Raw genomic sequence first — 25502 nt, 5'->3', positions numbered from 1 at the left:
CCTGCCGCCCTACCTTTACAGTACTATTTTAAAGCAACCAATATGAGAAGGATCAAAGAATCAAGGGCAGGCTGGAATACTGTCATGTCGTTATGCCTGATACCGTTATCAGGTTTCGCCATGGACATATTCATCCCCTCCCTGCCCGATATGGCGGTGCAATTACATACTTCACCAGCCTCCATTCAACTTACACTTTCACTCTTCATTATCAGTTACGGCGTTTCACAACTGATCGTAGGCGGACTGATTGACACCTATGGCCGCTATGTCCCCAATATGATATCCATACTGGTATTCAGCGCAGCCAGCTTCATCATTGCCTACACCACCAATCTGCAGCTGATCTATGCCATGCGTATACTGCAGGGATTTACCGTAGCCGTGATTGCCATCAGCAAACGCGCCTTTTTTATAGACCTCTATAAAGGAGAAGCATTAAAGAAATACACGAGCATGTTCTCTGTGATCTGGGCTATCGCGCCCATCGTAGCGCCTTTCCTGGGTGGATTCTTTCAGACCACCTGGGGCTGGTCTTCCAATTTCATGTTCCTCGGATACTTTGGATTAGCGTTCTTTTTAGTGGAACTGTTCATCGGCGGTGAATCGATGAAAGCAGCACAGCCATTCAGTGTACAGTCAATGACACGAACATATGGTCATATGCTCAAAACACCGGATTTTAGTTCAGGCCTGGTAATACTCGGACTAGCCTATGGAATGATACTATTGTACGGTATGTGCAGCCCATTTTTGATTGAGCAGCAGTTGCATTTCTCAGCCGCCGTAACAGGCTATTGTTCATTATTCTCCGGCGTATCCGTGATGATCGGCGGAACACTATCCAGAATGCTCGTAAGCAAACCATTGGGCAAAAAACTGATGGTAGCCAGCATCGCGCAGCTATTGGTGGTCGCCCTGATGATACCGCTGACACGCTACTACCACAATCTATACACGTTGTTGATATACGTCTTCCTCCTGCACAGCACGTCCGGGTTTATCTTCAATAACCTCATGTCCTATTGTTTGATCCGCTTCCCTCAATATGCAGGCAAAGCCAGCGGCTTAACAGGCGGCGGGTTTGCTGTAGTGACGTCTATCATGAGCTCAACGATGGTAAATACCATCTCTATTACGAATCAGGTAACGCTGGGAATGGCTTATGGCATCGTAGCGGTTATTACCTTCCTGTTTTTGGTGAGAACGAAATGGAAAGAGAAAGAAGAGAGGGAGGAGAGAGAAGAAATAGTGGAAGCAGTTGCTATACAAGCAATACCGGCGGAGGCGTAGTGGGGAATTATCTTACTATAATAAACAACAAAATAGAAAAGCCGCTCTGGGAGCGGCTTTTCTATTTATCGGTGGAGATGGCGGGAATCGAACCCGCGTCCAAACATATTCCTCAAAAGCTTTCTACATGCTTATTTATGCATTGATTTGTCGGGACTTGGCAGGGGCACAACGAACCAACCTTGTCCTTATCCGTTTAGCTTCAGTGCTCACTCACAGAAACCATGAGCACCTATCCCTATGGGTTTGATGATTCAGCGGCGGGAGTCGCATAAGGCGACAACTCCAGGCGGCTATAATGGGTGTCTAATCGCTGATTAGGCAGCCATGGCGTAGTTAGATTCGCCAATTAAAGTTTGAATATTCAGATTAACGTGCTAATTATCCAACGCACGACATGCTTACACTTTCAAAGACCTATGCTGTCAAAACCAGGCATCCCCGATTTCAGAACACAAATATACAAAAAAAATATGGATTACGGAAATCCCGTAATCCATATCCTTTATAAAATCATATGATTTAGAACCATTTACTGATAATGTTCCGCCAGAAATCCAGCCCGTTGGCCAGCAACAGCAGGCCAAACAGCACGATCATACCGGCGATCTGCGCGTATTCCAGGAATTTCTCACTGGGCTTGCGACCGGTAATGATTTCATACAGCAGGAATAAGACGTGCCCGCCATCCAGCGCAGGGATAGGCAGGATGTTCATAAACGCCAGGATGATGGACAGGAAAGCGGTCATCTCCCAGAAGGTCAGCCAGTCCCACGCTTCGGGGAACAGGTTACCGATACTCATGAAACCACCCAGCGACTCGCTCACCTTCACTTCTTTGGAAACGAAGATCAGACGCAGCTGCTGCACATATTTCACCAGTTTGTCCACACTCATGCTGAAACCGGCCGGAATGGCCTCCAGCAGCGTGTACGTTTTGGTCTTGTATGCAAAGAACTTCTCAGGGTCCTGCGGATAAATACCCAGCTTACCTGTTTCATCCAGCTTCACGGGAATAACCATAGAATCCTTACCTCTGACGATGCCGATGTTCACTGCTTCGTTTTTATGCTTGCGCATTTCCTTGGCGAAGTCCGTGAAATAAGGCACCATCTGACCGTTGATAGACACCATCTGGTCGCCGGGTTTAAAGAGGCCGCTTTTTTCAGCCAGGGAACCTTTTTCAAACCGGTCTATGTAATACGGAAACCGGATGTAGGCAAACGGCTCTTTCTGCTTCAGCAGGGAGCGAATAAAACCTTCAGGGATAGGAATGCTCAGTTCCTGTCCGTCACGGATCACTTCTATGCTTTTCGCCTCATGCAGGATAACCTGTCCGGTGATCGCACCAAACTGCTCTACTTTCTTATGGTTTACGCTGACGATTTTATCACCGTCACGCAGACCGATGCTCTGACCAAGAGAATCCACGGTTACACCGTATTTCACGGCATCTGTGGGCAGGTATTTCTCACCCCAGTGCCACAGGATCATAGCGTAGATAAAGAAGGCCAGTATGATGTTCACGGTCACGCCGCCGATCATAATGATCAGCCGCTGCCATGCTGGTTTCGACCTGAATTCATAAGGTTGCGGGGGTAAGGACATCGCTTCCTTGTCCATACTTTCGTCGATCATGCCGGATATTTTCACATATCCGCCAAGGGGCAACCACCCGATACCATATTCCGTTTCCCCTTTTTTGATTTTAAAGAGAGAAAACCAGGGGTCGAAGAACAGGTAGAACTTCTCTACCTTTGTTTTAAACAATTTGGCGGGGATAAAGTGGCCTAACTCGTGCAATACGACCAGTATAGAGAGTGACAGCAACAACTGCCCGGCTTTCACCAATATTACCTCTGTTGTCATTTACTTGTTTCTGCTTTAATCTGCCCAAGATATCGGATTTCACAGATATTCCGGCAAAACTATTTGTTAATTTTCAACGGTTATTTTAGATAACGATAGCATTGATAAGGGTTGCAGCGTGTTCACGTGCAGCCTGATCGCATTCGTAATAATCATGCAGCGTTGGCGCTTCAATAAACGGAATTTTCGCAATTGTTTCCTCAATTACTTCCGTCATCTGTAAGAACCCGATCCTGTTGCGCAGGAAAGCATGCACCACTTCCTCATTGGCTGCGTTCATCACACAAGCGGTGTTGCCCCCTTTGTGCATGGCATCAATAGCGATGGCCAGGTTGCGGAAAGTCTTGGTATCCGGCTGTTCAAACGTGAGAGATGAATAGTTCCGGAAAGAAAACCGTGGGAAATCATTGGCCAGACGGTCAGGATATCCGAGTGCGTACTGAATAGGCAGCTTCATGTCGGGCAGGCCCATCTGGGCTTTCAGGGAGCCATCCACAAACTGCACCATGGAGTGGATAATGGACTGCGGATGTATCACTACTTCAATGTTTTCCGGATGTAAGCCAAACATCCAGCGGGCTTCGATCATTTCCAACCCTTTGTTCATCAGGGTGGCACAATCGATGGTTATTTTAGCGCCCATCCGCCAGTTAGGGTGTTGCAGGGCGTGATCTTTCTTTACGTTGATGAGGAAATTAGGCTTTTTGCCGAGGAACGGACCACCGGAAGCAGTCAGGATCACTTTTTCCACTTTGCTGAAGGGCTCTCCTACCAGACACTGGAAAATAGCGGAGTGCTCGGAATCAACCGGAATGACAGGTACATTTTTCCTGCGGGCAGTGGCCATCACAATATCACCGGCTACTACCAGCGTTTCCTTGTTGGCCAGCGCTACAGGCGTGCCCTGTTCGATAGCGGACAAGGTAGGCGCCAGTCCCGCAAAACCCATAATGGCTGCCAGCACCATGTCGATAGAGCTCCAGGAAGCTACTTCCACCATGGCTTTCGCACCGGCAAATACCTTAATGCCTTTGTCAAACAATACGTCTTTAACCTGCTTATATTTTTCCTCGCTGCCTATCACAACTGCGTTGGGCTTGAATTTCAACGCCTGTTCAATCAGGAGATCGGCATTCTGTTGTGCAGTCAACACTTCAACACTAAATCTGTCGGGGTGCGCTGCTATCACCTCCAGTGCCTGTATACCAATGGATCCGGTGGACCCGAAAATGGCAATTTTTCGTTTATTCATTACGGTGATTTACTTTATTAATCTTTCACAGTGATGTGAACGCTGCTACAGTCGTCACACCTTACATTACGGCTGCACGTATTTAGTCAGTTCATCAGCCAGCTTTCTGTCATTGCTGAGACGGGGCACTTTATTCTGGCCTCCCAGTTTTCCAATCGCCTTCATATAGTCTATGAAGCCTTGTTTGCGTACGGTTCTTATTTTCAGGGGTTGTAAAATATTGCCGGTCAAAAGGTCATTATAATAAATATTTTTCTGACGCAGGTGCTGGTCTACCTTCATGGCAAATGCCTTCAGGTCTTTAGGCTCGTTTTCAAACTCCACAAACCATTCGTGATAAGGCAGTTCGCCGCTTGTCTGCACCATCGGGGCTACTGTAAATTCGGTGATATGCACATTTTCTTCAGCAGCGGCTTTCATCAGACTGTATTCCACTTCTTCCCCGATCACGTGTTCGCCGAAGGCGGAAATAAAGTGTTTGATCCTGCCGGTCACCAGCAAACGATAGGGATTAGTGGAAACAAACTTCACGGTATCACCGAGGTTGTACCCCCATAATCCGGCGTTGTTGTTGATGATCATGGCGTAATTTACACCGGTTTGCACATCTTTGAGTGACAGTCGGGTCGGATTTTCATTAAAAATTTCCTGTGCCGGAATAAACTCATAGAAGATACCGGAGTTGGTATTCAGCAGCAGACCTTCCTGCTCCTGTGAATCCTGGAAGGCGAAAAAGCCTTCAGAGGCCGGAAATGTTTCCACGGTATGGATCGGTTGACCGATAGAAGCCATCAGTTTGGCGCGGTAAGGTTCAAAGTTGACCCCGCCATACACCATCACATCAAAATTTTTAAATATCTCTTTGATCTTTTTACCATCTGTACGCTCCATCAGGCGGTCGAAATACATCTGCACCCATGGCGGTATGCCGCTGATCAGGGTCATATCCTGGTTGATGGTTTCCTCTACGATCCGGTCGAGCTTGGTTTCCCAGTCGTCTATACAATTTGTCTCATACGAAGGTAGTTGATTAGTACGCAGATACCGGGGAATATGGTGATTCACGATACCGCTGAGGCGGCCGGTAGGAATACCACCTACCCTTTCCAGCTCAGGGGAGCCGGACAGGAAGATCATTTTCCCGTCAGCGAATGCGGTATTGCCGGTTTCGCCCATATAATTAAGGAGGGCATTACGGGCAGTATCAATATGATTAGAAATAGAATCTTTGGAAATGGGGATGTATTTAACACCACTGGTGGTACCGGAAGTTTTAGCCAGATAAATAGGCTGTCCTCTCCACAGTACATTCTGTTTGCCCTCTTTGATCCGCTCAATATAAGGTTTGAACTGTTCGTAGTCCCTTATTGGCACAGCTTGTCTGAACTCTTCGTGGGTACGTACTGCATCCAGCTTATGGTCATTTCCGAACTCCGTCTTTTTGCCTGTCTTTATCAGTTCCTCCAGGATTGCCTCCTGGTCTTCCACCGCCCTGAGCATTTCCTTCTTGATTTTGTTGTGCACAATAGAAGCAAATGGTTTGGCTAGCAGTGATTTAAACTTCATGCCCTTTATTTTATAATTGAGAGTATACGTTCATTTTTTTGATTTCTGATGTATTGATTTTTTGATTTTGGAGGATTCCCTGCATTTGTCAATAAATCTGTCGATCAAAAATTCCAACATTCCAAAATTCAAAAGTATATAAAATTGTGTTGGTTTGTGCAGCAAAATAACTGTTTTTACGGCTTTGTCATATCCCATAGGAAAGCCAGGCGGCATGGCCCGGAATTTGTTAAAAAAATTTAAAATTCAGGAAAGTACGTATCTTTGAAAAGATTAAGTTTTTATCCGGCTTTTAATACGTATTTACATATATGAATTAAAAAAAGCCGGAAATCTTTGTTCAATTGGAAAACAATTGATACTTTTGCGGAAATTATATTTTGGATAATTATGTTTGCAGTTGTAAAAATCGCAGGTCAGCAATTTAAAGTAGAAAAAGACCAGGAAATTTTTGTACAGCAGTTACAAGGAAAAGTTGGAGACAAAGTGGAGTTTTCCGAAGTACTGTTAACAGACAATGCTGGTGCACTGACCGTAGGCACTGATGTAAAATCAGTAGTAAAGGCAGAGATCCTGAGCCATGTACAGGGTGACAAAGTGATCGCTTTCAAAATGAAGAGAAGAAAAGGCTTCAGAAAGAAAGTTGGACACCGTACCCATTTCACGAAGATCCGGATCAATGAAATAGCTTAATTCATTTTAAGCTTGTTATTTTATTTAGACACATTATTATTAAAGTAATTATACAATGGCACATAAAAAAGGTGAAGGTAGTGTAAAGAACGGCCGCGACTCCCAGAGCAAAAGGCTCGGAGTAAAAATCTTCGGTGGTCAACCTGCTATTTCTGGTAACATCATCGTTCGTCAGAGAGGCACCGTTTATCATCCCGGTCAAAACGTAGGCGTTGGTAAAGATTTTACCATTTTCGCATTGGCAGATGGTGTGGTTGAATTCAGAAAAGGTCGCGAAAACAAGACTTACGTTTCTGTTAAAGCATTTGACACCACTGCTCAGGCAGAAGCCTAATCAGTGTTAGCCATAAAGTTTTTTTATACCCAATATTTTTTTACTAACCCAAATTCAAAAAACAATGGCAACAATTAAAAAAGCAGCTGCTAAGAAAGCTGCGCCTAAAAAAGCTGCTGCTAAGAAAGCTGCTCCTAAAAAGAAAGCTGCTGCTAAGAAAGCTGCTCCTAAAAAAGCTGCTGCTAAGAAAGCCGCTCCTAAAAAGAAAGCTGCTGCTAAGAAAGCTGCTCCTAAAAAGAAAGCCGCTGCTAAGAAAGCTGCTCCTAAAAAAGCTGCTGCTAAGAAAGCTGCTCCTAAAAAGAAAGCCGCTGCTAAGAAAGCCGCTCCTAAAAAGAAAGCCGCTGCTAAAAAAGCTGCTCCTAAAAAGAAAGCTGCTGCTAAAAAACCTGCTGCTAAGAAGAAAGCTCCTGCTAAAAAAGCACCAGCTGCTCCTCAAGCACCAGCTGCTCCGGCAAACTAAGATCGGATTTACAAAATGTAGTTATAAAGGTCCCGGCTTCTACGCCGGGATCTTTTTTATGTCCCGGCCCCAGGCTCCCAGGAGTGAAACCCCGGGCCACGTTTATTTTTCAGGTTCAATATTGCCATATACCTTATTGCCCGCGATAAGGAATGTCGTCGGGAGTTGAATTCTTTTTATACCTCACCTACTATCGCAGCGGAAGATTTTATACCCATACATAACACATACCCCCACTTCCATTCCAATCTCTGGAGATTAAAGCCTGTTCCTATACATTATTGTCAACACCATTATCGATTTAATTCTCAGGTATTGGACTCCTTTTATATCCATAAATCACCCTAGACACTATTTCGCACCTCTACCAAATGCCATCCACAATGTTGGTACACCTCCCCTGCGCAACCTCATTTTCACATCACCCCTGATAAACCTTTACCTGAAAACAGCCTGAAAAACAAACATAGCCCAGGGCTCCAACCCTGGGGAAAATGGTAACACCACGTGAAAACATGAATTCCGAAAAGCCAGACATGCTCGAAATCGTCCAAAAATGCCCAAAAACACCGAAAAACGTGAAAAAACCGAAAAACTTGTCCTCCTACCTATCCCGAATCAATCGAAAACGTCCGAAAACACCTAAAAACGTGAAAAATCTCAAAAATTGACCCTCCTACAAATCCCGAAATCGATTAAAAACGCCCGAAAACACCTGAAAACATGAAAAATCCAGAAAAACCACCTTCCTACAAAATCCTCAATCGCTCAAAAATGTCCGCAAAACGCGAAATCCCATGAAATCATACAAACCAAACCACCAAACCACCAAATGCATGGAATTCGTATTTTTACCACATGGACAATAATTCAATAGCCGATAATTTTTCCCTGTTGTCCAAACTAATGGACATCCACGGGGAAAACAGCTTTAAAGCCAAATCCTTCGCCTCTGCAGCCTTTACCATCGAAAAACTGCCGGCACAACTCAAAGACACCCCGCGCGATGAGATATTCCGTATTAAAGGCATCGGGGAGTCTACCGGAAAAAGTATCCTCGAAATGCTCGATACGAGCAGCTTTTCCCTGCTCACCAACTACCTGAACGTCACGCCGCCCGGTATCCTCGAAATCATGAAGATCAAAGGACTGGGACCGAAAAAAATAGCGACCATCTGGAAAGAACTGGAGATAGAGTCCATGGGCGAACTATTATATGCCTGTAACGAAAACCGTCTCCTGCTGCTCAAAGGCTTCGGCGAAAAAACACAGGAAAACGTCCGTCAGAATATAGAATTCTACCTGTCCAACCGTAACCGCTACCTCTTCGCGGAAGTGGAAACCATCGCGACAGATCTGGAGAAACAGCTGAAGGAACTGCTGGCACCTGCACCGGTGACGCTTACCGGCGCTTTCCGCCGTCAGGAGGTGATCATCGATGAATTGGAATTCGTGATCGCCGCCACGCCGGAAACGCTGCGGGAACGCATCGCTACCCTGCCCGGCTTCACTCCCGGCGATGCCAACGGCCCCGATCAGGTATGGAAATACAATGATAAACTCAATATAGTAACGCACGCCTGCGAAGCGGACGACTTCCACAGTACCCTTTTCTGCACTACCGGCGCTCCTGCTTTTATCGATAAATTCAATGCTGCCGGCGGCGCGTCCCATATCCGCAAAGCGCCCTCCGAAGAAGCTATCTTCAGCGGCGCAGGCATGGCTTATATACCGCCCTGCCTCCGCGAAGGACAACACGAGATTGAACTGGCCCGCCAGCAACAACTGCCCACCCTCATCACACGGGCAGACATTAAAGGCATCATCCACTCCCACAGCCAGTGGAGCGACGGCGTGGATTCCCTCGAAGAAATGGCCACCGCCGCTAAAAACCAGGGCTTCGAATACCTCGTCATCAGCGACCACTCCCGCTCCGCATTTTATGCCAACGGCCTGAGCATCGAAAGGGTGATAGCACAACACGAGCAGATCGATGAACTGAATAAAAAACTGGCCCCCTTCCGTATCTTCAAAAGTATTGAAGCGGATATCCTCAACGACGGTACGCTCGACTACCCCGATGAGGTGCTGGCGCGCTTCGACCTCGTCATCGCTTCCGTGCACTCCAACCTGAAAATGACGGAAGAGAAAGCGATGGCCAGGATCCTCAAAGCCATCGAGAACCCCTATACGACAATCCTCGGGCATATGACCGGCCGACTGCTGCTGAGCCGCAACGGCTATCCGGTCAATCATAAAGCGGTAATAGATGCCTGCGCGGCCAATAATGTGGTGATTGAGCTCAATGCACACCCGCGCCGCCTGGATATCGACTGGACCTGGCTGTCTGCTGCATTGGAGAAAAAAGTGCTGATATCCATCGATCCGGATGCCCATAGTATTCAGGGATACCGCGATGTGCATTACGGTACGCTGGCAGCTCAAAAAGGTGGTGTCACCAAAGCCAACAATCTGAGCAGCTTTAGCGTTGACATGCTCGATAGTTTCCTGCAGGAACGCAAAAAACAAAAAAATATCCTCCCATGATGTTATTGGCGCTGGCCGTAGCCCCGGGACTGGCTATCTGCCTCCTGATGTTTATAGTCGATAAATACGATCCGGAACCGGTTGGCCTGCTGATAAAAAGTTTCCTCCTTGGCATGGCCTGCGTGGTCATGCCATTGCTGTTTCAGGTGCTCGCCTCCATGTACGGCTTCCGGGAAACCAACAACAGTCTCTTTGATACCGCCTTCTTTGCCTATGGCATCGTAGGCCTCTCCGAAGAATTCGCCAAGTTTCTGGTGCTGCGCTTTTATGCCTATCCCAAAAAAGCATTCAATGAACCCCTGGATGGTATTGTGTATGCGGTGATGATTGGAATGGGCTTTGCCACGCTGGAGAATATCGCTTATGTTGGTCAGTTCGGATTGGGCACCGGTGTGGCCCGCATGTTCCTGTCGGTGCCTGCCCACGCCACGTTTGCCATCCTGATGGGATACTATGTGGGACTGGCCAAATTTATGCCGGCGCAGCGTAATATGCTCCTGCTGAAAGGCCTATTGATCGCGGTATTTTTCCACGGCTCCTTCGACTTCTTCCTGTTCTCCGGCAATAACATCCTGGCGCTGGGAGCGGCGGTTTTTACGCTGATCATCGCCGCCAGATTATCTTACAGGGCTACCCGGAAAGACATGATGCTGTCGAAAAAGCTGTTTCACCGGCATTTTGATAAAGACGCGGAAGGACCTTCTCCGCTCCTGCCGGATGAAGTGGAAGAAGACGATTTACTATAAAACATTGTTCCCATAATTACAATTGACCTCATATAAGGGGTCAAATCAACCTGTAGATTAGTTATCTTTGCAGCAACTTGCACTTTTTCCAACGGCTAAGCACAGCTAACCGCGAAAAGCTAAATGCCTGTTTATGCGCTTTATATATGTCTATGATCCGCTTTGTGGATGGTGCTACGGGTTTACACCGGTAGTCATGCAGTTTCAGCAGTTGCACAGCGGTGCCATGGAATTTGATATCCTCTCCGGTGGTATGATCGTGGGAGACAATCGCCACCCGTTCTCTACGATGGCGGCCTATATCCAACGGGAACATACCAATGTGGAAGAGATGACAGGGGTGAAATTTGGTAACGCTTTTCTGGAAAAGCTACTGCCTTCTGAGGAAATGATGGATTCAGAAAAACCGTCAGTCGCCCTCACTGTTTTTAAGGCTTATCAGCCTGAAAACGCCATCTCTTTTGCGCATGATATGCAACATGCGCTTAACTACGATGGCTTAAGCCTTAACCTTGACACCACTTACCGGAAACTGATCCGGAAATACAGCCTGCCGGAAGATGAATTTATTGACCGGCTGCACAATGAGCACCTGCGATATGAAACCAATCAGGAGTTTCAACTGGTGCAGAACTGGGGCATTACCGGCTTTCCCGCCGCTATTCTGGACACAGGCAAACAATTGTACCTCTGCGCAAGAGGATACACACCACTCGACCGGCTGCAGCAAACAGTCGATAATATTATTGAGGAAAGTAACCGTTTATAATACACAAACCATGTATCGCGTAAAATCAACAACAGTAGCCGACATTCCCGTTATACAGGAGTTGACTGAGAGAATCTGGAAACCAACTTACCAACGCATCCTCGAACCTGCACAGATCGACTATATGATCGATATGATGTACAGCACTGCCGCCCTCACTAAACAGATCGCGGAATTAAACCACAAGTTCATCATCCTGCAGGACGATAAAAGACCTATCGGCTTCGCATCTTATAGCACCACCGATACGGAAGGTGTCTATAAACTGCATAAAATCTACCTCGATTTGAACTATCAGGGTAAGGGCGTAGGCCGTTTCCTGCTGGACACGGTTATCCGCCAGGTAAAAAAACTGGGCGCCACCATCCTGGAACTGGATGTAAACCGCTACAATAAAGCCCGCTTTTTCTACGAGAAAATGGGATTCTCCACCTATACAGAGAAAGATACCGATATCGGTAATGGTTATCTGATGGAAGACTATGTAATGAGGAAATCATTATAAAAAAAGAGCCCGGTAAGGACATACCAGGCTATTCCCAAGTTAACCATTAAAAGACACAACTCTTTTATTTTGAGTTATTTTATTACTGTTTCTATCATTACCTACGATAAACGGATTATCGTGGATTTACAAATAGTAAAAAAAGCAGCATCTTTTATATTTTAATATAAATGATGCTGCTTTTAAGTTTATTAAAGAAAATTCCCGCATAGTAATCTATGCGGGAATGTAGGTGTTGCCTGAAACAGCGTATATCGGTTATTGATTCAAGCCGGGTTTACTTGGTGGCTGTCAACACGGTTCCTTCGTCATTATCATCATCATGGATGACAGCTATGGCCTTATTCAGCTTCAGCTCAGGAGAGATTTTCAGCATACCGGCATTATTGGCGGTAGTCACATCACGCAGTTTCACGGCTACAACAGCATCAGACTCTTTGATACGGTCGTTTACCACGGCCACCTGGATGTCTGTTTCGCTGAAAGCGCAGTCACCGGTGATTTTCACCATGTCACCATTCATGATCACGAACTTGCGGCCATAAGCGGCTGCACTCACGGAATCCACTCCAAAGTAGATATTGATATCGCTGCCGGTGCAGTTGGTCTGTACAGTGCCATCAGCAGCTTTTACAAGGATACATTTAAACATGCTTACCGGCGCGGTAGCTGACTCGTTGGCATCGGTCAGTTTTACCAGCGTGATATGCGCTGCCTGGTCCTGAATATACTGGGAGGCAGAAATAGAAGTCACATCACCATTATACCCTACGATCGCTTCGTTTTCCGCTTTGATTTCGCTGAGTACCAGTACTACCGTCTCGGCCAGTTCAAAACGATTATCATCTTTAACCTTCACAGACAGGCTGGCGGTGCTGGCGCCATTGTCGATCACAAACGGCGCTTTGATGCTGCTGACGAAATCAGCGCCTGGCAAAGCAGTGCCGTTACCGAATTTGTAGGTCAGCTTCACCGGTTTGCCTGTGGCATTTACCAGCGGCGTATTGTCGCGTTTGAACAGTCCTGCAGAGAATACCACATCGGTATTAGGCTCCGCACCATTGGTGCCGCCAATGAACTTCACCATGGCCGGCTGATCGAGGATGGTCACTTCGCCTTTCGCCTTGGTAAGGTGCAGGTCCGACGCATCCATGATTTCCACGTGGAAAGACTCTTTGCCTTCCAGCAGGTTGTCGCTTTTCACGGGTATCTGGATGGTTTTGGAGATAATAGCGCCTGCAGCGAATTCGGACGGCACAAAAGAGATCGTACCTTCTGTGATGTCGAAGTCACCCTGACCGGCGCCGTCTTTATGCGGAATGGTTTTGTAATGCACATTCACCGGGGTACGAACACCGTTGCTTCTGAGGAAGCCGGAGAGCGTAATGGTCAGTGAAGCGTTAGACAGGCCGTTGAGCGGCTCAGATACTGCGATATCATTAACAGATACTCCATGGCTGATTTTAATGATACGGTTGCCGTCTTCATCGCCACCGCCGGCTGCCAGGATTTCACCGGAAGGGCTCATCAGCAGGGAAGCAAGCGTGGTTTTAGTATCGTATTTGCCCAGTTGTTTGTCAAACATCAGTTCACCATCAGGTGTCAGTTTAATGAGGCGGTATCCTTCTTTGGTCACCACGCACATTTCGTCATCTTCGGTAAGCAACAGGTGCTGGAACACTGTACCCAGGTTTTTGTTGACAACCTGTGTACCGTCGGGCAGTAATTTCACGATTTTGCCGGTGTTCATGCCAATGTTACCACCAGCAGCCACTACTTTGCCGTTTTTACCCACTTCCAGGGCATAGAGCGCCGCGTCCACTTCTTTGTTGAACAGCTCAGTACCATCCGGACGCAGTTTTACGATACGGCCTTTGTCTTTTTCTTCCGCGCAGGCAAAGATCTGGCCCAGATCATTCACTTTCATGGCGTTGAACTTACCATCTACGGTGCTGTATTCTTTATCGAATACTACCTGGCCTTCGGCGTTTACTTTAGCAATACGGCTGGCATTGCCGGTGCCGTAGGCACCACCGCCCATCGCCAGAATAGAACCGTCTTCCAGCAGTAGCATTTTTTCAAATACGGCGCCGGGTTTACCGAAGCTGAGGTCAAATTGTTTTTCCCCTTTACCGTCTACTTTTACCATAAAGGCTTTACCCTGGCCATCTCCTACGTCTCCACCAACAGCCACAATATTTTCGTCTTCGTCGATCAATACGTTTGTAAATACGTTGTGTGCGCCAAAACCTTTGTCAAACTCGATCTTTCCATCAGCACTCATTTTGGTGATGCGGGCCTGTGCAGGCTTGCTGCCGTCTACGCCTACCGTGATGTAGTTACCGTGACGGTCGGCAATGATTTTGGTGAAGTAGCCACCCTGGCCGTTGCCAATGCTCTTATCAAATACCACTTCTCCCGTGGCGCTCAGTTTGGTGATACGGGCATTGCCATAAGCAATAGTGCCGCCACCCACTGCCACCAGCTCATTTTTAGGCAGCAGTAATAAGTCCTGGTACGCTACCAGCCCGCCTTTGTTCAAACGGGTATTGTAAATAGGATTTCCCGTGGAGGATAATTTGGTGATACATCCGTTATCCAATCCACCGCCGATAGCAACAATGGCATTGTTCTCCGCAATGGCCAGCTTACGATACTGGTTCCTGGGAGCACCCATGCTTTTGTTGAACACAACTGGCATTTCCTGGGCAAAGGCCTGTGAGCCTATTCCCAGTAACAGCATTAGTGATGCAATCTTGTTCATTTTGTTAGTTTGATATACGCAATAAAAAAATCGGTTTACTGTATGGTGATCTCACACCGTCTGTTTACCCCCTGTTGCAGGATAAACTTCTCCCGGTCTGCATCCAGCTTATACTGACTGGCAACCAGTACCGGCCGGGTAGACCCGAAATAGTTGATACGGATACGACCGGCTTCCACACCACGACTGAGCAGGCATTCCTGGATATACACCGCCCGGTTTTTGGACAGGGCAAGGTTGTATTTTTCCGTGCCAATAATATCTGCGTGTCCATTCACGATGATCATCCGCTTAGGCTGAGCCCTCCAGATATAGAAGATGGAATCGAGCTTTCTCCATTCCTTATCCTGCGGTATATAGGAATTAAGATCAAAATAAACGGCTCCGGGCACTCTCCACAGCGATGCATGTGCCCCGCTGGCACTATCAGTAGATAACGTATAGGCGCTCACGTGAATGACCGCACTGTCTGTTTGCACGTTATTCTTTTCGGGAGATGAAGGATGCCGCTGCGCAGCAGCTGACGACTGCCAGTTAAGCTGCTCCGGCTGGCCGCCAACGGTCTTTTGTCCGTAGTTAGGCGCGGTGGCCACTGTGGCCGTTGCATTGGCAGGCGTTACAGCAGGCGCGGGATGGGCCAGGTTCTGCCAGGGTATCATCTCGGGAGAACTGTCCACCACCTGCTCGGTATAGTCTTTTACCTCACGGGCAGGCACACTAACGGGAACGGCTGTACTGGCTACTGCGGGTGCAGCAGGCTTGTCTTCCGCTTTTACAACGGGAGCCAGGTTATCATAGGATTTATTCCCTACTAAAGTCAGCTGTTGACGGTTGTCCGTCTGCGTCATGGTATAAGGCACTTTGTCTTCGTCATTTACCGGCTTGCCGGGATAAGGCAGTCCCAGTTGTTTCAAAGGATTCTTCTTCAGATTCAGCACATAGATATGGTCATTATCATGTACACCGGAACGATCTGATGTAAAGTATAATAACAATTTGGATTCGTCCAGCACCGCATTCAGATCGTCGAACTGTGTATTCACAGGATAAGGCAGGTGTACCGGCCCTTCATCAGGCTTCTTCAGGTCGATCATGAATATGTCCAGTCCGCCGAAACCCCGTAAACCGTTGGAAGCAAAGAACAATTTGTCTCCCACAATAAACGGATAGAGTTCGTTGCCGTTGGTATTTACCTTCGGGCCCATGTTCACAGGCGCTTTCCAGCGTTTTTCCGCTTTGTCCCAGTCAGCATAGTAGATATCTGTACCACCCTGACCGCCAGGCATATCGGACGCAAAGTACAAACGTTTACCGTTTGAAGCAACTGATGGATGCAGGAAAGACGATGATTCTGAAGATTTACCCAGTTTTACCGGCACCGGCTTGCTCCACGCATCGTGGTTTTCCTGATAGGTGGCAGACAACAGCTGTGTGCCGTTATTATAATTGATGAAAGAATTTTTATCGTTTTTTACGTCGGTAAACCGGTTGGAGGTGTAAATCACCCTGTTTCCCTGGTCGTAGAAAGATGCCGGCCCTACCTGTAAGATGCCTTTCAGGCTATTGTTGAACGGCTCAATACCATCCTCCGAAATCATGTACAGTTTGGAATTGGTGTAGAAAGACTGCGCTTCATTCTTCTTAAAATCATTGGAAAGAAAAACAATATTGTCTTTGTACAGGGCCAGTCCGTACTGATATCCGGGCAGGCTAAGCCGGAGGCTGTCTACCTTTACATTCCGGAGGGAATCGCGGTTAAAGAAGGTATAATAATTCACCAGTGATTCCTGGAGGTTGGTGAAGCGGGCGTTGTTTTTATAGTTTTTAGCATACACTTCACTGATCTGGCGGGCTTTTTCCACTCTGCCCGTACGTTTCAGCAGGTCTATATAAGTGGTCACATCAGTTACCAGCACATCGTCGCTGGGTTTATAGAGCAGTTCATCATAAAGGCTAACCGTTTTTTCAAACTGCCGCGTCTCAAAATAAATGCGGGCCAACTGAAATTTTGCCTGCCTGCGGGCATCGTCATTGCCACCATTGTTAATCACATCATTGCAGAGTGATATCGCCCTTTCATATTCCTGTCTTTTGAATGACCGTTCTGCCCTTCTTACTTTAGACATGCTGCCCATACTACCGGAAGTATGGTCTTTAACAAAAGAGCAGGAGCCAGTCATGATCAGCATACCCAGGAAAAATGCCAGGCGGCCAACCTGGTCATTTCGCAATCGTTCCGTGAATCGGGTTTTCATAACATTTTTTTTAGAAGTACCGCGGGGCCACCACTTTCCATTTGGACCAGGAAAAACGATAATTGATCATTACTTCGTGGGAAACTGTTTGTGCGCCTTTCAGGTTTGACTGCATCGGGGTATCGTAAGAATAACCCAGCTGCAGGTTCTTGTTCAGCTGCACTTGTACAAGACCGGTCATCGTTTTTTCGGAACGCCAGGATGCGCCCAGCCATACCAGATTTTTTAAGAGAATATTTGCATTGAGGTCGTACTGCACGCCGGTGCCTTTTACGATCCTCAATAGCACATTGGGTTTGAGTTTTACGTTGTCGTTAATGGTCAGAAGGTATCCGGATTGAATAAAGTAATGTGATTGCACCACCACTTTGTTGACACTGTTACCTAGGTCAAAACTTTTAAAAGTGGGAGAAGACAAGCCTACAAAGAAGTGATCGGTGAACAGCATGAAGCCGAAGCCCACATCTGTTTTCCAGTAACTCTGGTTCTGGGCAAATACCGGATCGGAGGTAGACAGAGAGGCATTGTCTTCCCGGAATTGAGACATACCGGCCTTGATACCCATAGCGAGGTAGAGCTTTTCGTTTAGCTTTACCCGTTGGGACACGTTGAAATGCACCCCTGTCTGAGAGTTAACGGTAATCTTCTCATTCATCAGCGACACACCCAGGCTGGTATTGGTAGCTTTCAGCGGCGTATAAAAAGAGGCGGTGGCTGTTTTAGGCGCGCCATTCACACCCACCCACTGGTTGCGGCCCACCGCCGTAAGGCTGGAGGATTCATCCATGGAAGGGTATGCCGGGTTAATGATCATCCCGTTAAACATATACTGGGAGTAGATCGGCTGTTGCTGCGCCCACCCTTTCAGGCAGCAGCAACAGCAAAGTACAGCAATCCCTAAAGCTTTCATAAGTCGCTTGTTCATAGGTATCAGCTTGAATATTTTTACCAATAATGATCTCAACGTTTGATGACAATAAATCCGGTATACCGTTCTACCCTGCCATCTACCCAGATCTGGATCTGGTAGAAGTAAGAGCCATCCGGCACATCGGCGCCTGACTGGCCGCCGGTATTGGACTTGCCTTTGAAACTATTGGATTTATTATCGTAATTACTTGTCTTATACACGGTACCGCCCCAACGATTAAATACCACTACTTCGTTTTTCGGGAACTTCTCAATGTTCTGGACATACATCAGGTCATTGCCCTGTCCGTCGTTGTTCGGAGAGATGGCCGGATGCACTTTGATCTTACCGTCACGCCCGTCGAGGTAGTCGATCTTCCGGTTGTTGTCGAGATGGAAGCGGCTCACGGAATCCGGAACACCATCGCCATCAGAATCAAGGTCCAGGAAGTTGGGGATACCATCGCCATCGGTATCGTCGTCAAACGGATCACCGTTGCCGTTGATGTCTTCCTGTTCATCTGTCAGGCCATCGCCGTCCGTATCACAGGTTTTACACATCGGATCATCGTTAAGGATTACACCGGTGGCTTTAACCGGATCACCCATCACTGGTGTATTCTGACCGGAAGCCACAGACACGGTCTGCATCTTCACGATAAACGTTTCGTTCTGCTCAAATGCATCATCCCCGATGATGTTCACTACCACGGCTCCTTCTGACTGGAACGCAGGTATTTTCGCCTGTTTAACCGTATTGTCGAAGTCTGTCCCAGGCGTGGCTTTGAAGTCCAGGTAAGGGTAACTTACGCCCTCCGTGGATTCTTCAAAATCATAGTTAATGGTGATATCCCTGGAGCTTCTGCGGTTCATTTTCACCACAAATTTGAGTGGCGTGTTCTCGCCTTTGTTTCCTTCTTTCACACTGAATTTTTCTGCGGCAAAGGCCAGTGTCAGCGGGTCGTTGTCGTGGATAACCGTTTGTGCGGAAGCGTTAGCCCCTGCTTTGTAGATCGGTGTTCCGCTGCCGCCTACATATGGCAGGATGGTCGCTTTCAGGAAGCCGTCATCGTCGTTGGTATCATTATCTACCGCGGTCAGGGTAAAGTCCTGCGAAGTGCGAAGCGCAGGTAACACCACCGTGATGGTATTACCATTTACGGTGGCGCCGGCAGCGGTGAAGCTACGTGCGGCATCCTGTTCCACCTGGAAGCGGACAGGCAGATCACGCGCGGCGGTGTTCACAGCACGGATACTGAAAGTAACCGGTTTACCTTCATCTACCGGCAGGCCGTCGTTAATAATAGATACCACCAGCGTATCGTTGTCATGTATCAGCACATCGGCCTGAGATTGGGCAGACAATGGCCAGGTGACGCCCGGGATATTACCGGTAACGGTTTTCAGTTGTACCTGTACATTTTCATCGCCTTCCACAATGGTATTGTCAATCGGGTCCACCTGAATATCAGCAAAGTTTTTACCGGCCTGAATTACGGTGGTACCGCTGAGTTTACGGTAACGGGCATCCGGTGTGGCGTTACCACTCACCTGATAAGTTACGGTCACGTCTTTTACGGCGGTCAGTTGCGTATCGGTGAAATGTACCCTGAAATAACCTGGTGTACTCGGTTCAGACGCATCGGCTGTTTTCTCTACCATCATTTCACGGGCAGTAGCTTTGGGGCCGGTAGCATAACTTTCATCATCGAATACTGTCAGGCGTACCGTGTCCAGGTCATTCACATCCAATCCGATGTTTTTATTGAACCGTTTCATCTGTGCCAGCATAAGGGCCGCTTTCACCTGCTCGTCTCCTTCGATCACGCGGTTGTCGATCACGTTCACGGGAACGGTTACACTGTTTTGTCCCTGTAAGATGGTAGCAGATGTCTGTATCGGTGCAATGTTGGTAGTTCCGGCAATGCTGCTTACATAGAATACTACTTTCACATCGGCGGCAGCGGTGCTGGTGCCTGGCAACTTGATGATATAACCACCATTGGTGGCTGGTTCTGCGGCATCTTTATCTTTTACCAGGTGCACGCTCATATCACCGGTTTCCGGAATCAATACCGGGGTGGGCTGAATAAGGGTATAACCCGGTGTCACCAGCTGGGCGCTCAGTTGCAGGGTTTCATCTCCTTCCAGCACATTATCATTGATCATCTGCAACGTATATACCTTATTGTTAGTCAGCGCCGGCAGTGTTACGGCAGACGGTACGCCGCTATAATCGGCATCATCTGCGGTGGAAGCGGCATCACGGTTGATATTGATCGTGATGTCTTCTTCGGAGGAAATCAGGCTGTTCACAAATCCTACTGTTACAGCAGAAGTGCTGCCTTCGTGCAGGATAGTAGAATCAATCTTCACCTGTACTTTCAGGTTGTTCGGGTCCAGACGGGTCACATCCTGTATGATCAGGGGGAGGGTATCACCCTTCATGCCGTTCATATTTTTCGGTGCGGCTACCAGCTGCAACAGCTCGTCTTTCTCGATGATATTATCACTTTCCGCTTTTACGGTGAAGTTTACGTCCGGTTGCAGTGCCGGGATGGTCACCTGTGACGGCAGCCCGCTGTAGTCGGTTGTTTTCGCCTGTGTGCCGGCGCCGGCATACAACGATACGGTGATCGGTTTGCTGGAAGTAACGCCAGGCGCCAGTGATACTTTGGCGGTATAGGTATCGCCTTCTTTCACAGCCGTACCAGGTGTTACCGGAATAATGTGGATATAACCGGTAGCGGGGTCGTCGTGGGTCCTGTCGAGGATCACCACAGTATCGCCTTTCACCGGCATGTTCACATCACCGGTGGAACCAGTGAATATAACCGTTTCATCATCTTCCAGGATCAGGTCTTTCACAGCTTCCAGCAGTACCGGATGTGTAGCTCCGGTGGCCAGTTTCGGAATGGTAATGGTAAGCGGGAAGGACAGCGGTTTATAGTCGATGGCATCGGCAGTAGACGCTGCATCTTTGTTGATGGTCACCACGATCGGTTGACCGGCCTGCCAGCCATTCGGCAGTTCCACGCCGATAGCTGCTCCGGCGCCGCCTTCATCGATGGCCGCCAGAGAGCGGGTAATTTTGATCGGTGCTGTCAGCGGATACTGCGCATCGTCGATATTCACTTCAAAAACATTCGTGGTATACGTGCTGATAGCGTCTGTAGCGGTAGTCGTGATCTCAAATTTCTCAGGACCTTCCACCAGATTATCCGCCTGTATCTTCAGGGCCACCGTAGTATCGTTGGCGTTATTAAAGGAGAAGGCATTGCCCAGGAGGTAATCTGCGCCTGCTTCGGCGGCGCCATTGGTCTGCGCCAGCGTGAGACTAATAGGCACTTCTGTGGTAACGCCTGCCGGTAGCGCGATATGCACACTGCCATCCTCGCCTTCTTTGGCATGTTGTGTTTTATACGGAGTAAGCGTCAGCACCCTGTTGGCAGCAATGGTGCGGGTCAGGTCCTGTATTTGCAGGTCCAGGTTGTTCACATCATAACCAGCCAGCGTGGCGATCATCTTCAGCGATTCATCTTTCTCCAGTATCTGATCTGTATGGGTCTGGATAACATCGAAGGTGTGTGTTTTATCGGTTTTGTCCAGTTCCAGCAGGGTATTGATGATGGCGTAGTCGTTTTTAGCAAGGCTAGCTTCTGAAGCGGGATCTACTGATAATTGTACCGCTACTTTTTTGGCGGAGGTATACAGACGGGTCACGGTTACGCTCAGCTTCTCGCCTTCCGGTATCAATGTTTTGTTGGCGGTGAGGGTAATTTTCCGGGCATCGGGTTTGTCGATGGTGCCGTCTGCGATATGAATAGTGGTGCTGGTAACAGGTAACGTGGTGTTACCAGGGTTACCGTCAACAATCAGATCAGCATCGTCATCCAGGACATCGTTGTCGGTAGCCAGCACCTGCATGGAGGCCGTGCCGGTGGACTGGATGATGAGTTGTTTATTAAGGATAGCAGTATGACGGTCGTCGGTAGCAGTGGAGCCGCTGTTCTTCACCAGCTGTACGGTCAATGGTATGGCTGATTTCCAGCCGTTTGGCAGCGTGGCTGTCAGTGTGGCGCCGGTCAGGTCGCCTTCTTTGATGGTAGCAGGCGTACTGCTGAGTAGGATCGGATGAGTGGCCAGCAGCGGATATTCCAGGTCATTGATCGTGAAGGTCAGGGTAGCCGGGTCGATGCCGTAGGAAGTGCTATAAGCGTCCGTGATGGCCGGTGTGATGGTCAGGGTTTCCTGATTCTCCACCAGATCATCCTTGATGATGTTCAGGGTAGCGACTGGTGCCGGAGTAGCGGCGGTGATCTGCAGCGGTCCGGTTAACGTATAGTCATCAACGGTAGCCGTGCCGGTAATGGCGCTCAGGTCTACGTTGATAGGAATTTCAGTGGTGACACCGGCCGGCAGTGTAGCCGTGATGGTGGTAGCAGTGTTTTCCGCGATGGTGGTCTGCGGAACAGTAAGGGTCACTTTTGTATTGTCAGTGTTCCTTCTGGTAGCGTCATTGATGGTAACGGTAGCACCGGTAATATGACTATAAATGGCGTTAGTACCGGTGATCACCAGCGCTTCGTCTTTCTCGATCACCATATCTGTCGCGGCTGTCAGCACATTGGCCGGTGTGGTATAAGTACCGGTAGTGTATGCCGGCAGCTCTATCTCATTAACGAGTGTATAATCTGTTGCGCTGGCTTCTGTACCCGTAGGGTTGGCAGCCAGGGCGATCCTGATACTTTTAGCGGAGCTGTATCCGCCGGACATTTTGATGGTAAACGGTGTGGCTTGCCCTTCTGTCAGCGGAGTGGTAACCGGCGCTACCGTTAAGGTCACGCCAGAGGCGTCCGTTTTATCGTGGATATTGAGTGTCACATCTGCGCCGGTAGTAATGCCCGGTATGGTGCTGGCAGCCGGGGCAGCGTGGATCACCAGCGCGCGGTCATCTTCCAGTATGAGATTGGTAGCGGCGGTGATGGTCTGCGGTACAGACGCTTTTGAACCGGCCAGAATCGTCATGGAAACAGGTAACCCGGAATAGGAACCCGCTTGTGCCGTGGTGCCGGCAGCGGTGGAGATATCGAAATTCAGGGCTATGTCGGTGGCCACAATACCGGCAGGCAGCTCTATCCAGCAGTTAGCGCCGGTAGGATCGCCTTCATTAATATCATTGGTGGAAAGATGGAGTGTAGCCGGTGACGGGAGTGGCAACTGCGCATCTTTAATAGTGATCGTGGCCGGTGTCATCTTAAACACGGTAGCGCTGCCGTCGGTGGCAGTAGCCGTCAGCACGATGGTTTCATCTCCTTCTATCCTGCCATCGTCTGTCAGGTTAAGGGTGCCGCTGATGGGCGTATTGCCATTGATAACATTGGCTGGCACGGTAAGCGTATAATCAGTATTATCGGTAGCGGTGCCGCTTTTTGCCAGGGTAACGGTAATGGGTATATCTGTAGATACGCCCGCCGGCAGGCTAATCCTGAATGTGCCGTTAGTGTATCCTTCCTTAAATGTCAGTGCGGGATAGGCCGGATCAGGGTCTGCCGGAGTAACGGTAACGCCTAACGTAATATTCTCATCGTGATTACGGGTATCGTCTGTAATAGTGATCACCGGTCCGGTGGCTGTTTTAGCGATGCCCAGCACACTGGCGTCACCTTGTATTTTGAACGTCTCACTGGCTTCCAGTATCAGGTCCGGTTTCGCCACAATCTCAATATTAGCGCTGCCTGTACCGTTGGCGATCAGCACTTTTTTATCCATGGTAAAGTCCAGGTCCGGTGTAGCGGTGTTGCCACTGAGAACAGAAAGGTCTACATAAGTATCTTCTGTTACGGTAGTACTGCCCGGCAGGGAGATGGTGCCTACCAGTTTAGGATCACCTTCTTTGACGGTCGTTTGTGAGAAGTTGATGGTCAGCGTACGGTCTTCATCATCGATGATGGTGTAGGTCGCTTGTTGGGTGGCACCCAGGTTTACCGAGGCGTTACAAGTGATATTCTGCAGCTGGAGAGTGAGCTTGCGGCTGTATTCCAGTTTATTATTGCCTTTGATGATTACGTTGGTGACCGGTACCAGCTGATTAGCCGTTTTTGTATAGTCGCCAGCCGGAATGATGAACCCCATCTCATAGGTGAAGTCCTGGTTTTCCACTGCCGGGTGTTGTTCTCCGGCAACGGCCACCACTTTCATTTCTGCGTACACAGGTGTATAGAGGATACCGCCGGTTACTTTCAGTTTCAGGCTTTGTGGCGCGTGGTTGTTGCCCGCGTTGCCTTCGTTGTCTCCGGCATCGCCGGCAAATTCTACGGTCACGGCTGTACTATTATTGGAGGTCGCGCCCTGAATGGCGGTGGACATAGCGTCGTAGTCCGGATAAGTGGCGGGCGGGGTAGCGTTAAGATCGCCATAACCTACAGCAATGCGGGTACCAAATGTCTTGTTGGTGATTTTATTTCTTAATGCCGTCTGCACACACAACATCCTGTCAGATCCATCAAAGTAGGGATTGGGGATTTTATTATCGTAGGGATAGGTATTCAAAGGGCTCGTTCCCTGATACGCTCCCGGAAGGTCTGGTTGAAGAGACAAGGTATGACTGATAAATCCTGTAGGCTCTGCAGAAATAAATGCATGGGTATAAGGCTGCGATACACCACAATTCGCGGGATTATGGTAAGCGCCTACATATTGGGCTGTTTGGGTAGTAACGTCAATGACCTTTCTGAATCCCATGTTACAATACCCCGGAATACCCACCTGGTAGTCATTTCCCGGATCATACACAAAACCGGGGTCCTGTTGCATGGCCAGCCGTTCTTCCTGATAAATCATCAGGTCATACCCATAGTTAGCCCCGTTGAAAGAGTAGTCAACTGTAAAGTATTTATTCGGTGCGATATAAGTGTAAGCGCGGGTAACGTCAATTTGTAATTGGTTGTCGGGTGTTGGCTTCTTATCATATATTCTATTAAATACGAAAACCCGGTAAGGGGAAGCCGGGGTACCATTTCCGATCACGGGAGAAATATAACAAACGGTGGTATCGAGGCTTTGCAGGTCCGTCATGGGACTGGTGCTGTGTTTCACCCGGATGTAGTCGCCGTATCCTTTTTCGCCGTTGGCTGCGTAAGAATCTGTTTTACCATTGCGGAACACCTGTATTCTGCCTTTAGCGTCCATTTCGAGCCGGAGGCCGTCGCTGGCTGTGTTGCCGCCGGTGGAATTGATCACGCGGGTAGCGGGGAGTGGTGTCTGGGCCTGTGTGCCGGTGCATATCAGCAGGAACAGGAGCAGTAATGTTACGCAACGCCTTAGCATGGTTTTGCCTTCCGGCAATAGCTGCTGCTTCGTTTTCATAGAATGGGACAGGACTAACATATGCGTATGTAAATTTCTATTTATACATATAGATTCATTCAAAATGTAAAAAACAGTCCTTTGTAAAACCTATATGCCTCGTAAATTGGCTCTCCCGGCAAACTATAACCTAAATACTTCATAAGCTGAAGCTGAAAAACCTTGCGCTGCC

The 25502-nt window shown here is 48.3% G+C and carries 15 protein-coding genes and 1 other RNA gene; 8 read left to right on the top strand and 8 right to left on the bottom strand.

Annotation, left to right across the window (positions count from 1 at the left end; translation table 11 throughout):
* Nucleotides 1-42: 42 nt before the first annotated feature.
* Nucleotides 43-1293, top strand: a complete 1251-nt coding sequence (locus ICL55_RS27260) for an MFS transporter (RefSeq protein WP_188103563.1) — start codon at nt 43-45, stop codon at nt 1291-1293.
* Between the two features lie 69 nt (nt 1294-1362).
* On the opposite strand, the gene ssrA is transcribed toward ICL55_RS27260, so the two are convergent.
* The 4 genes from ssrA to ICL55_RS27240 form a co-directional block, all read right to left on the bottom strand.
* Nucleotides 1363-1736: a transfer-messenger RNA gene (gene ssrA, locus ICL55_RS27255) on the bottom strand.
* Between the two features lie 79 nt (nt 1737-1815).
* The gene (gene rseP, locus ICL55_RS27250; RefSeq protein ID WP_188103561.1) at nt 1816-3162 is read right to left on the bottom strand and encodes an RIP metalloprotease RseP; all 1347 of its coding nucleotides are present in this window, start codon (nt 3160-3162) and stop codon (nt 1816-1818) included.
* Nucleotides 3163-3247: 85 nt separating this feature from the next.
* Complete coding sequence (locus ICL55_RS27245) at nt 3248-4414, bottom strand: 1-deoxy-D-xylulose-5-phosphate reductoisomerase (RefSeq protein ID WP_188103559.1); 1167 nt, start codon at nt 4412-4414, stop codon at nt 3248-3250.
* A 66-nt stretch (nt 4415-4480) separates the two neighbouring features.
* The gene (locus ICL55_RS27240; protein WP_188103557.1) at nt 4481-5980 is read right to left on the bottom strand and encodes a GH3 auxin-responsive promoter family protein; all 1500 of its coding nucleotides are present in this window, start codon (nt 5978-5980) and stop codon (nt 4481-4483) included.
* Between the two features lie 390 nt (nt 5981-6370).
* Between ICL55_RS27240 and rplU the strand changes: the two genes are divergently transcribed.
* The 7 genes from rplU (at nt 6371) to ICL55_RS27205 (ending at nt 12034) form a co-directional block, all read left to right on the top strand.
* On the top strand, nt 6371-6673 hold the full coding sequence (rplU, locus tag ICL55_RS27235; protein ID WP_168811125.1) for a 50S ribosomal protein L21: 303 nt from the start codon (nt 6371-6373) through the stop codon (nt 6671-6673).
* A 55-nt stretch (nt 6674-6728) separates the two neighbouring features.
* On the top strand, nt 6729-7007 hold the full coding sequence (gene rpmA / locus ICL55_RS27230) for a 50S ribosomal protein L27 (RefSeq protein ID WP_078672044.1): 279 nt from the start codon (nt 6729-6731) through the stop codon (nt 7005-7007).
* A gap of 64 nt (nt 7008-7071) precedes the next feature.
* The gene (locus tag ICL55_RS27225) at nt 7072-7467 is read left to right on the top strand and encodes a hypothetical protein (RefSeq protein WP_188103555.1); all 396 of its coding nucleotides are present in this window, start codon (nt 7072-7074) and stop codon (nt 7465-7467) included.
* Between the two features lie 858 nt (nt 7468-8325).
* The gene (locus ICL55_RS27220) at nt 8326-10014 is read left to right on the top strand and encodes a helix-hairpin-helix domain-containing protein (protein WP_188103553.1); all 1689 of its coding nucleotides are present in this window, start codon (nt 8326-8328) and stop codon (nt 10012-10014) included.
* Entirely contained in the window at nt 10011-10760 is a 750-nt protein-coding gene (locus tag ICL55_RS27215; protein ID WP_188103551.1) for a PrsW family intramembrane metalloprotease, read from the top strand. The genes ICL55_RS27220 and ICL55_RS27215 overlap by 4 nt, the downstream gene beginning before the upstream one ends.
* Before the next feature lie 133 nt (nt 10761-10893).
* Entirely contained in the window at nt 10894-11529 is a 636-nt protein-coding gene (locus tag ICL55_RS27210; protein WP_188103549.1) for a DsbA family protein, read from the top strand.
* 10 nt (nt 11530-11539) lie between these two features.
* Entirely contained in the window at nt 11540-12034 is a 495-nt protein-coding gene (locus ICL55_RS27205; RefSeq protein WP_188103547.1) for a GNAT family N-acetyltransferase, read from the top strand.
* A 277-nt stretch (nt 12035-12311) separates the two neighbouring features.
* On the opposite strand, the gene ICL55_RS27200 is transcribed toward ICL55_RS27205, so the two are convergent.
* The 4 genes from ICL55_RS27200 to ICL55_RS27185 are packed head-to-tail and all read right to left on the bottom strand — an operon-like array spanning nt 12312 to nt 25330.
* Nucleotides 12312-14798, bottom strand: a complete 2487-nt coding sequence (locus tag ICL55_RS27200) for a Calx-beta domain-containing protein (RefSeq protein WP_188103545.1) — start codon at nt 14796-14798, stop codon at nt 12312-12314.
* A 35-nt stretch (nt 14799-14833) separates the two neighbouring features.
* Nucleotides 14834-17053: an OmpA family protein gene (locus ICL55_RS27195; RefSeq protein ID WP_188103543.1), complete on the bottom strand. Its 2220-nt coding sequence runs from the start codon at nt 17051-17053 to the stop codon at nt 14834-14836.
* Nucleotides 17054-17063: 10 nt separating this feature from the next.
* The gene (locus ICL55_RS27190) at nt 17064-17978 is read right to left on the bottom strand and encodes a PorP/SprF family type IX secretion system membrane protein (protein WP_188103541.1); all 915 of its coding nucleotides are present in this window, start codon (nt 17976-17978) and stop codon (nt 17064-17066) included.
* Between the two features lie 35 nt (nt 17979-18013).
* Nucleotides 18014-25330, bottom strand: a complete 7317-nt coding sequence (locus tag ICL55_RS27185) for a Calx-beta domain-containing protein (RefSeq protein WP_188103539.1) — start codon at nt 25328-25330, stop codon at nt 18014-18016.
* Nucleotides 25331-25502: the final 172 nt, after the last annotated feature.

It is taken from the genome of Chitinophaga varians (assembly GCF_014529945.1).
Classification (GTDB): domain Bacteria; phylum Bacteroidota; class Bacteroidia; order Chitinophagales; family Chitinophagaceae; genus Chitinophaga; species Chitinophaga varians.
This window is presented reverse-complemented; position numbering and strand designations above follow the sequence as displayed.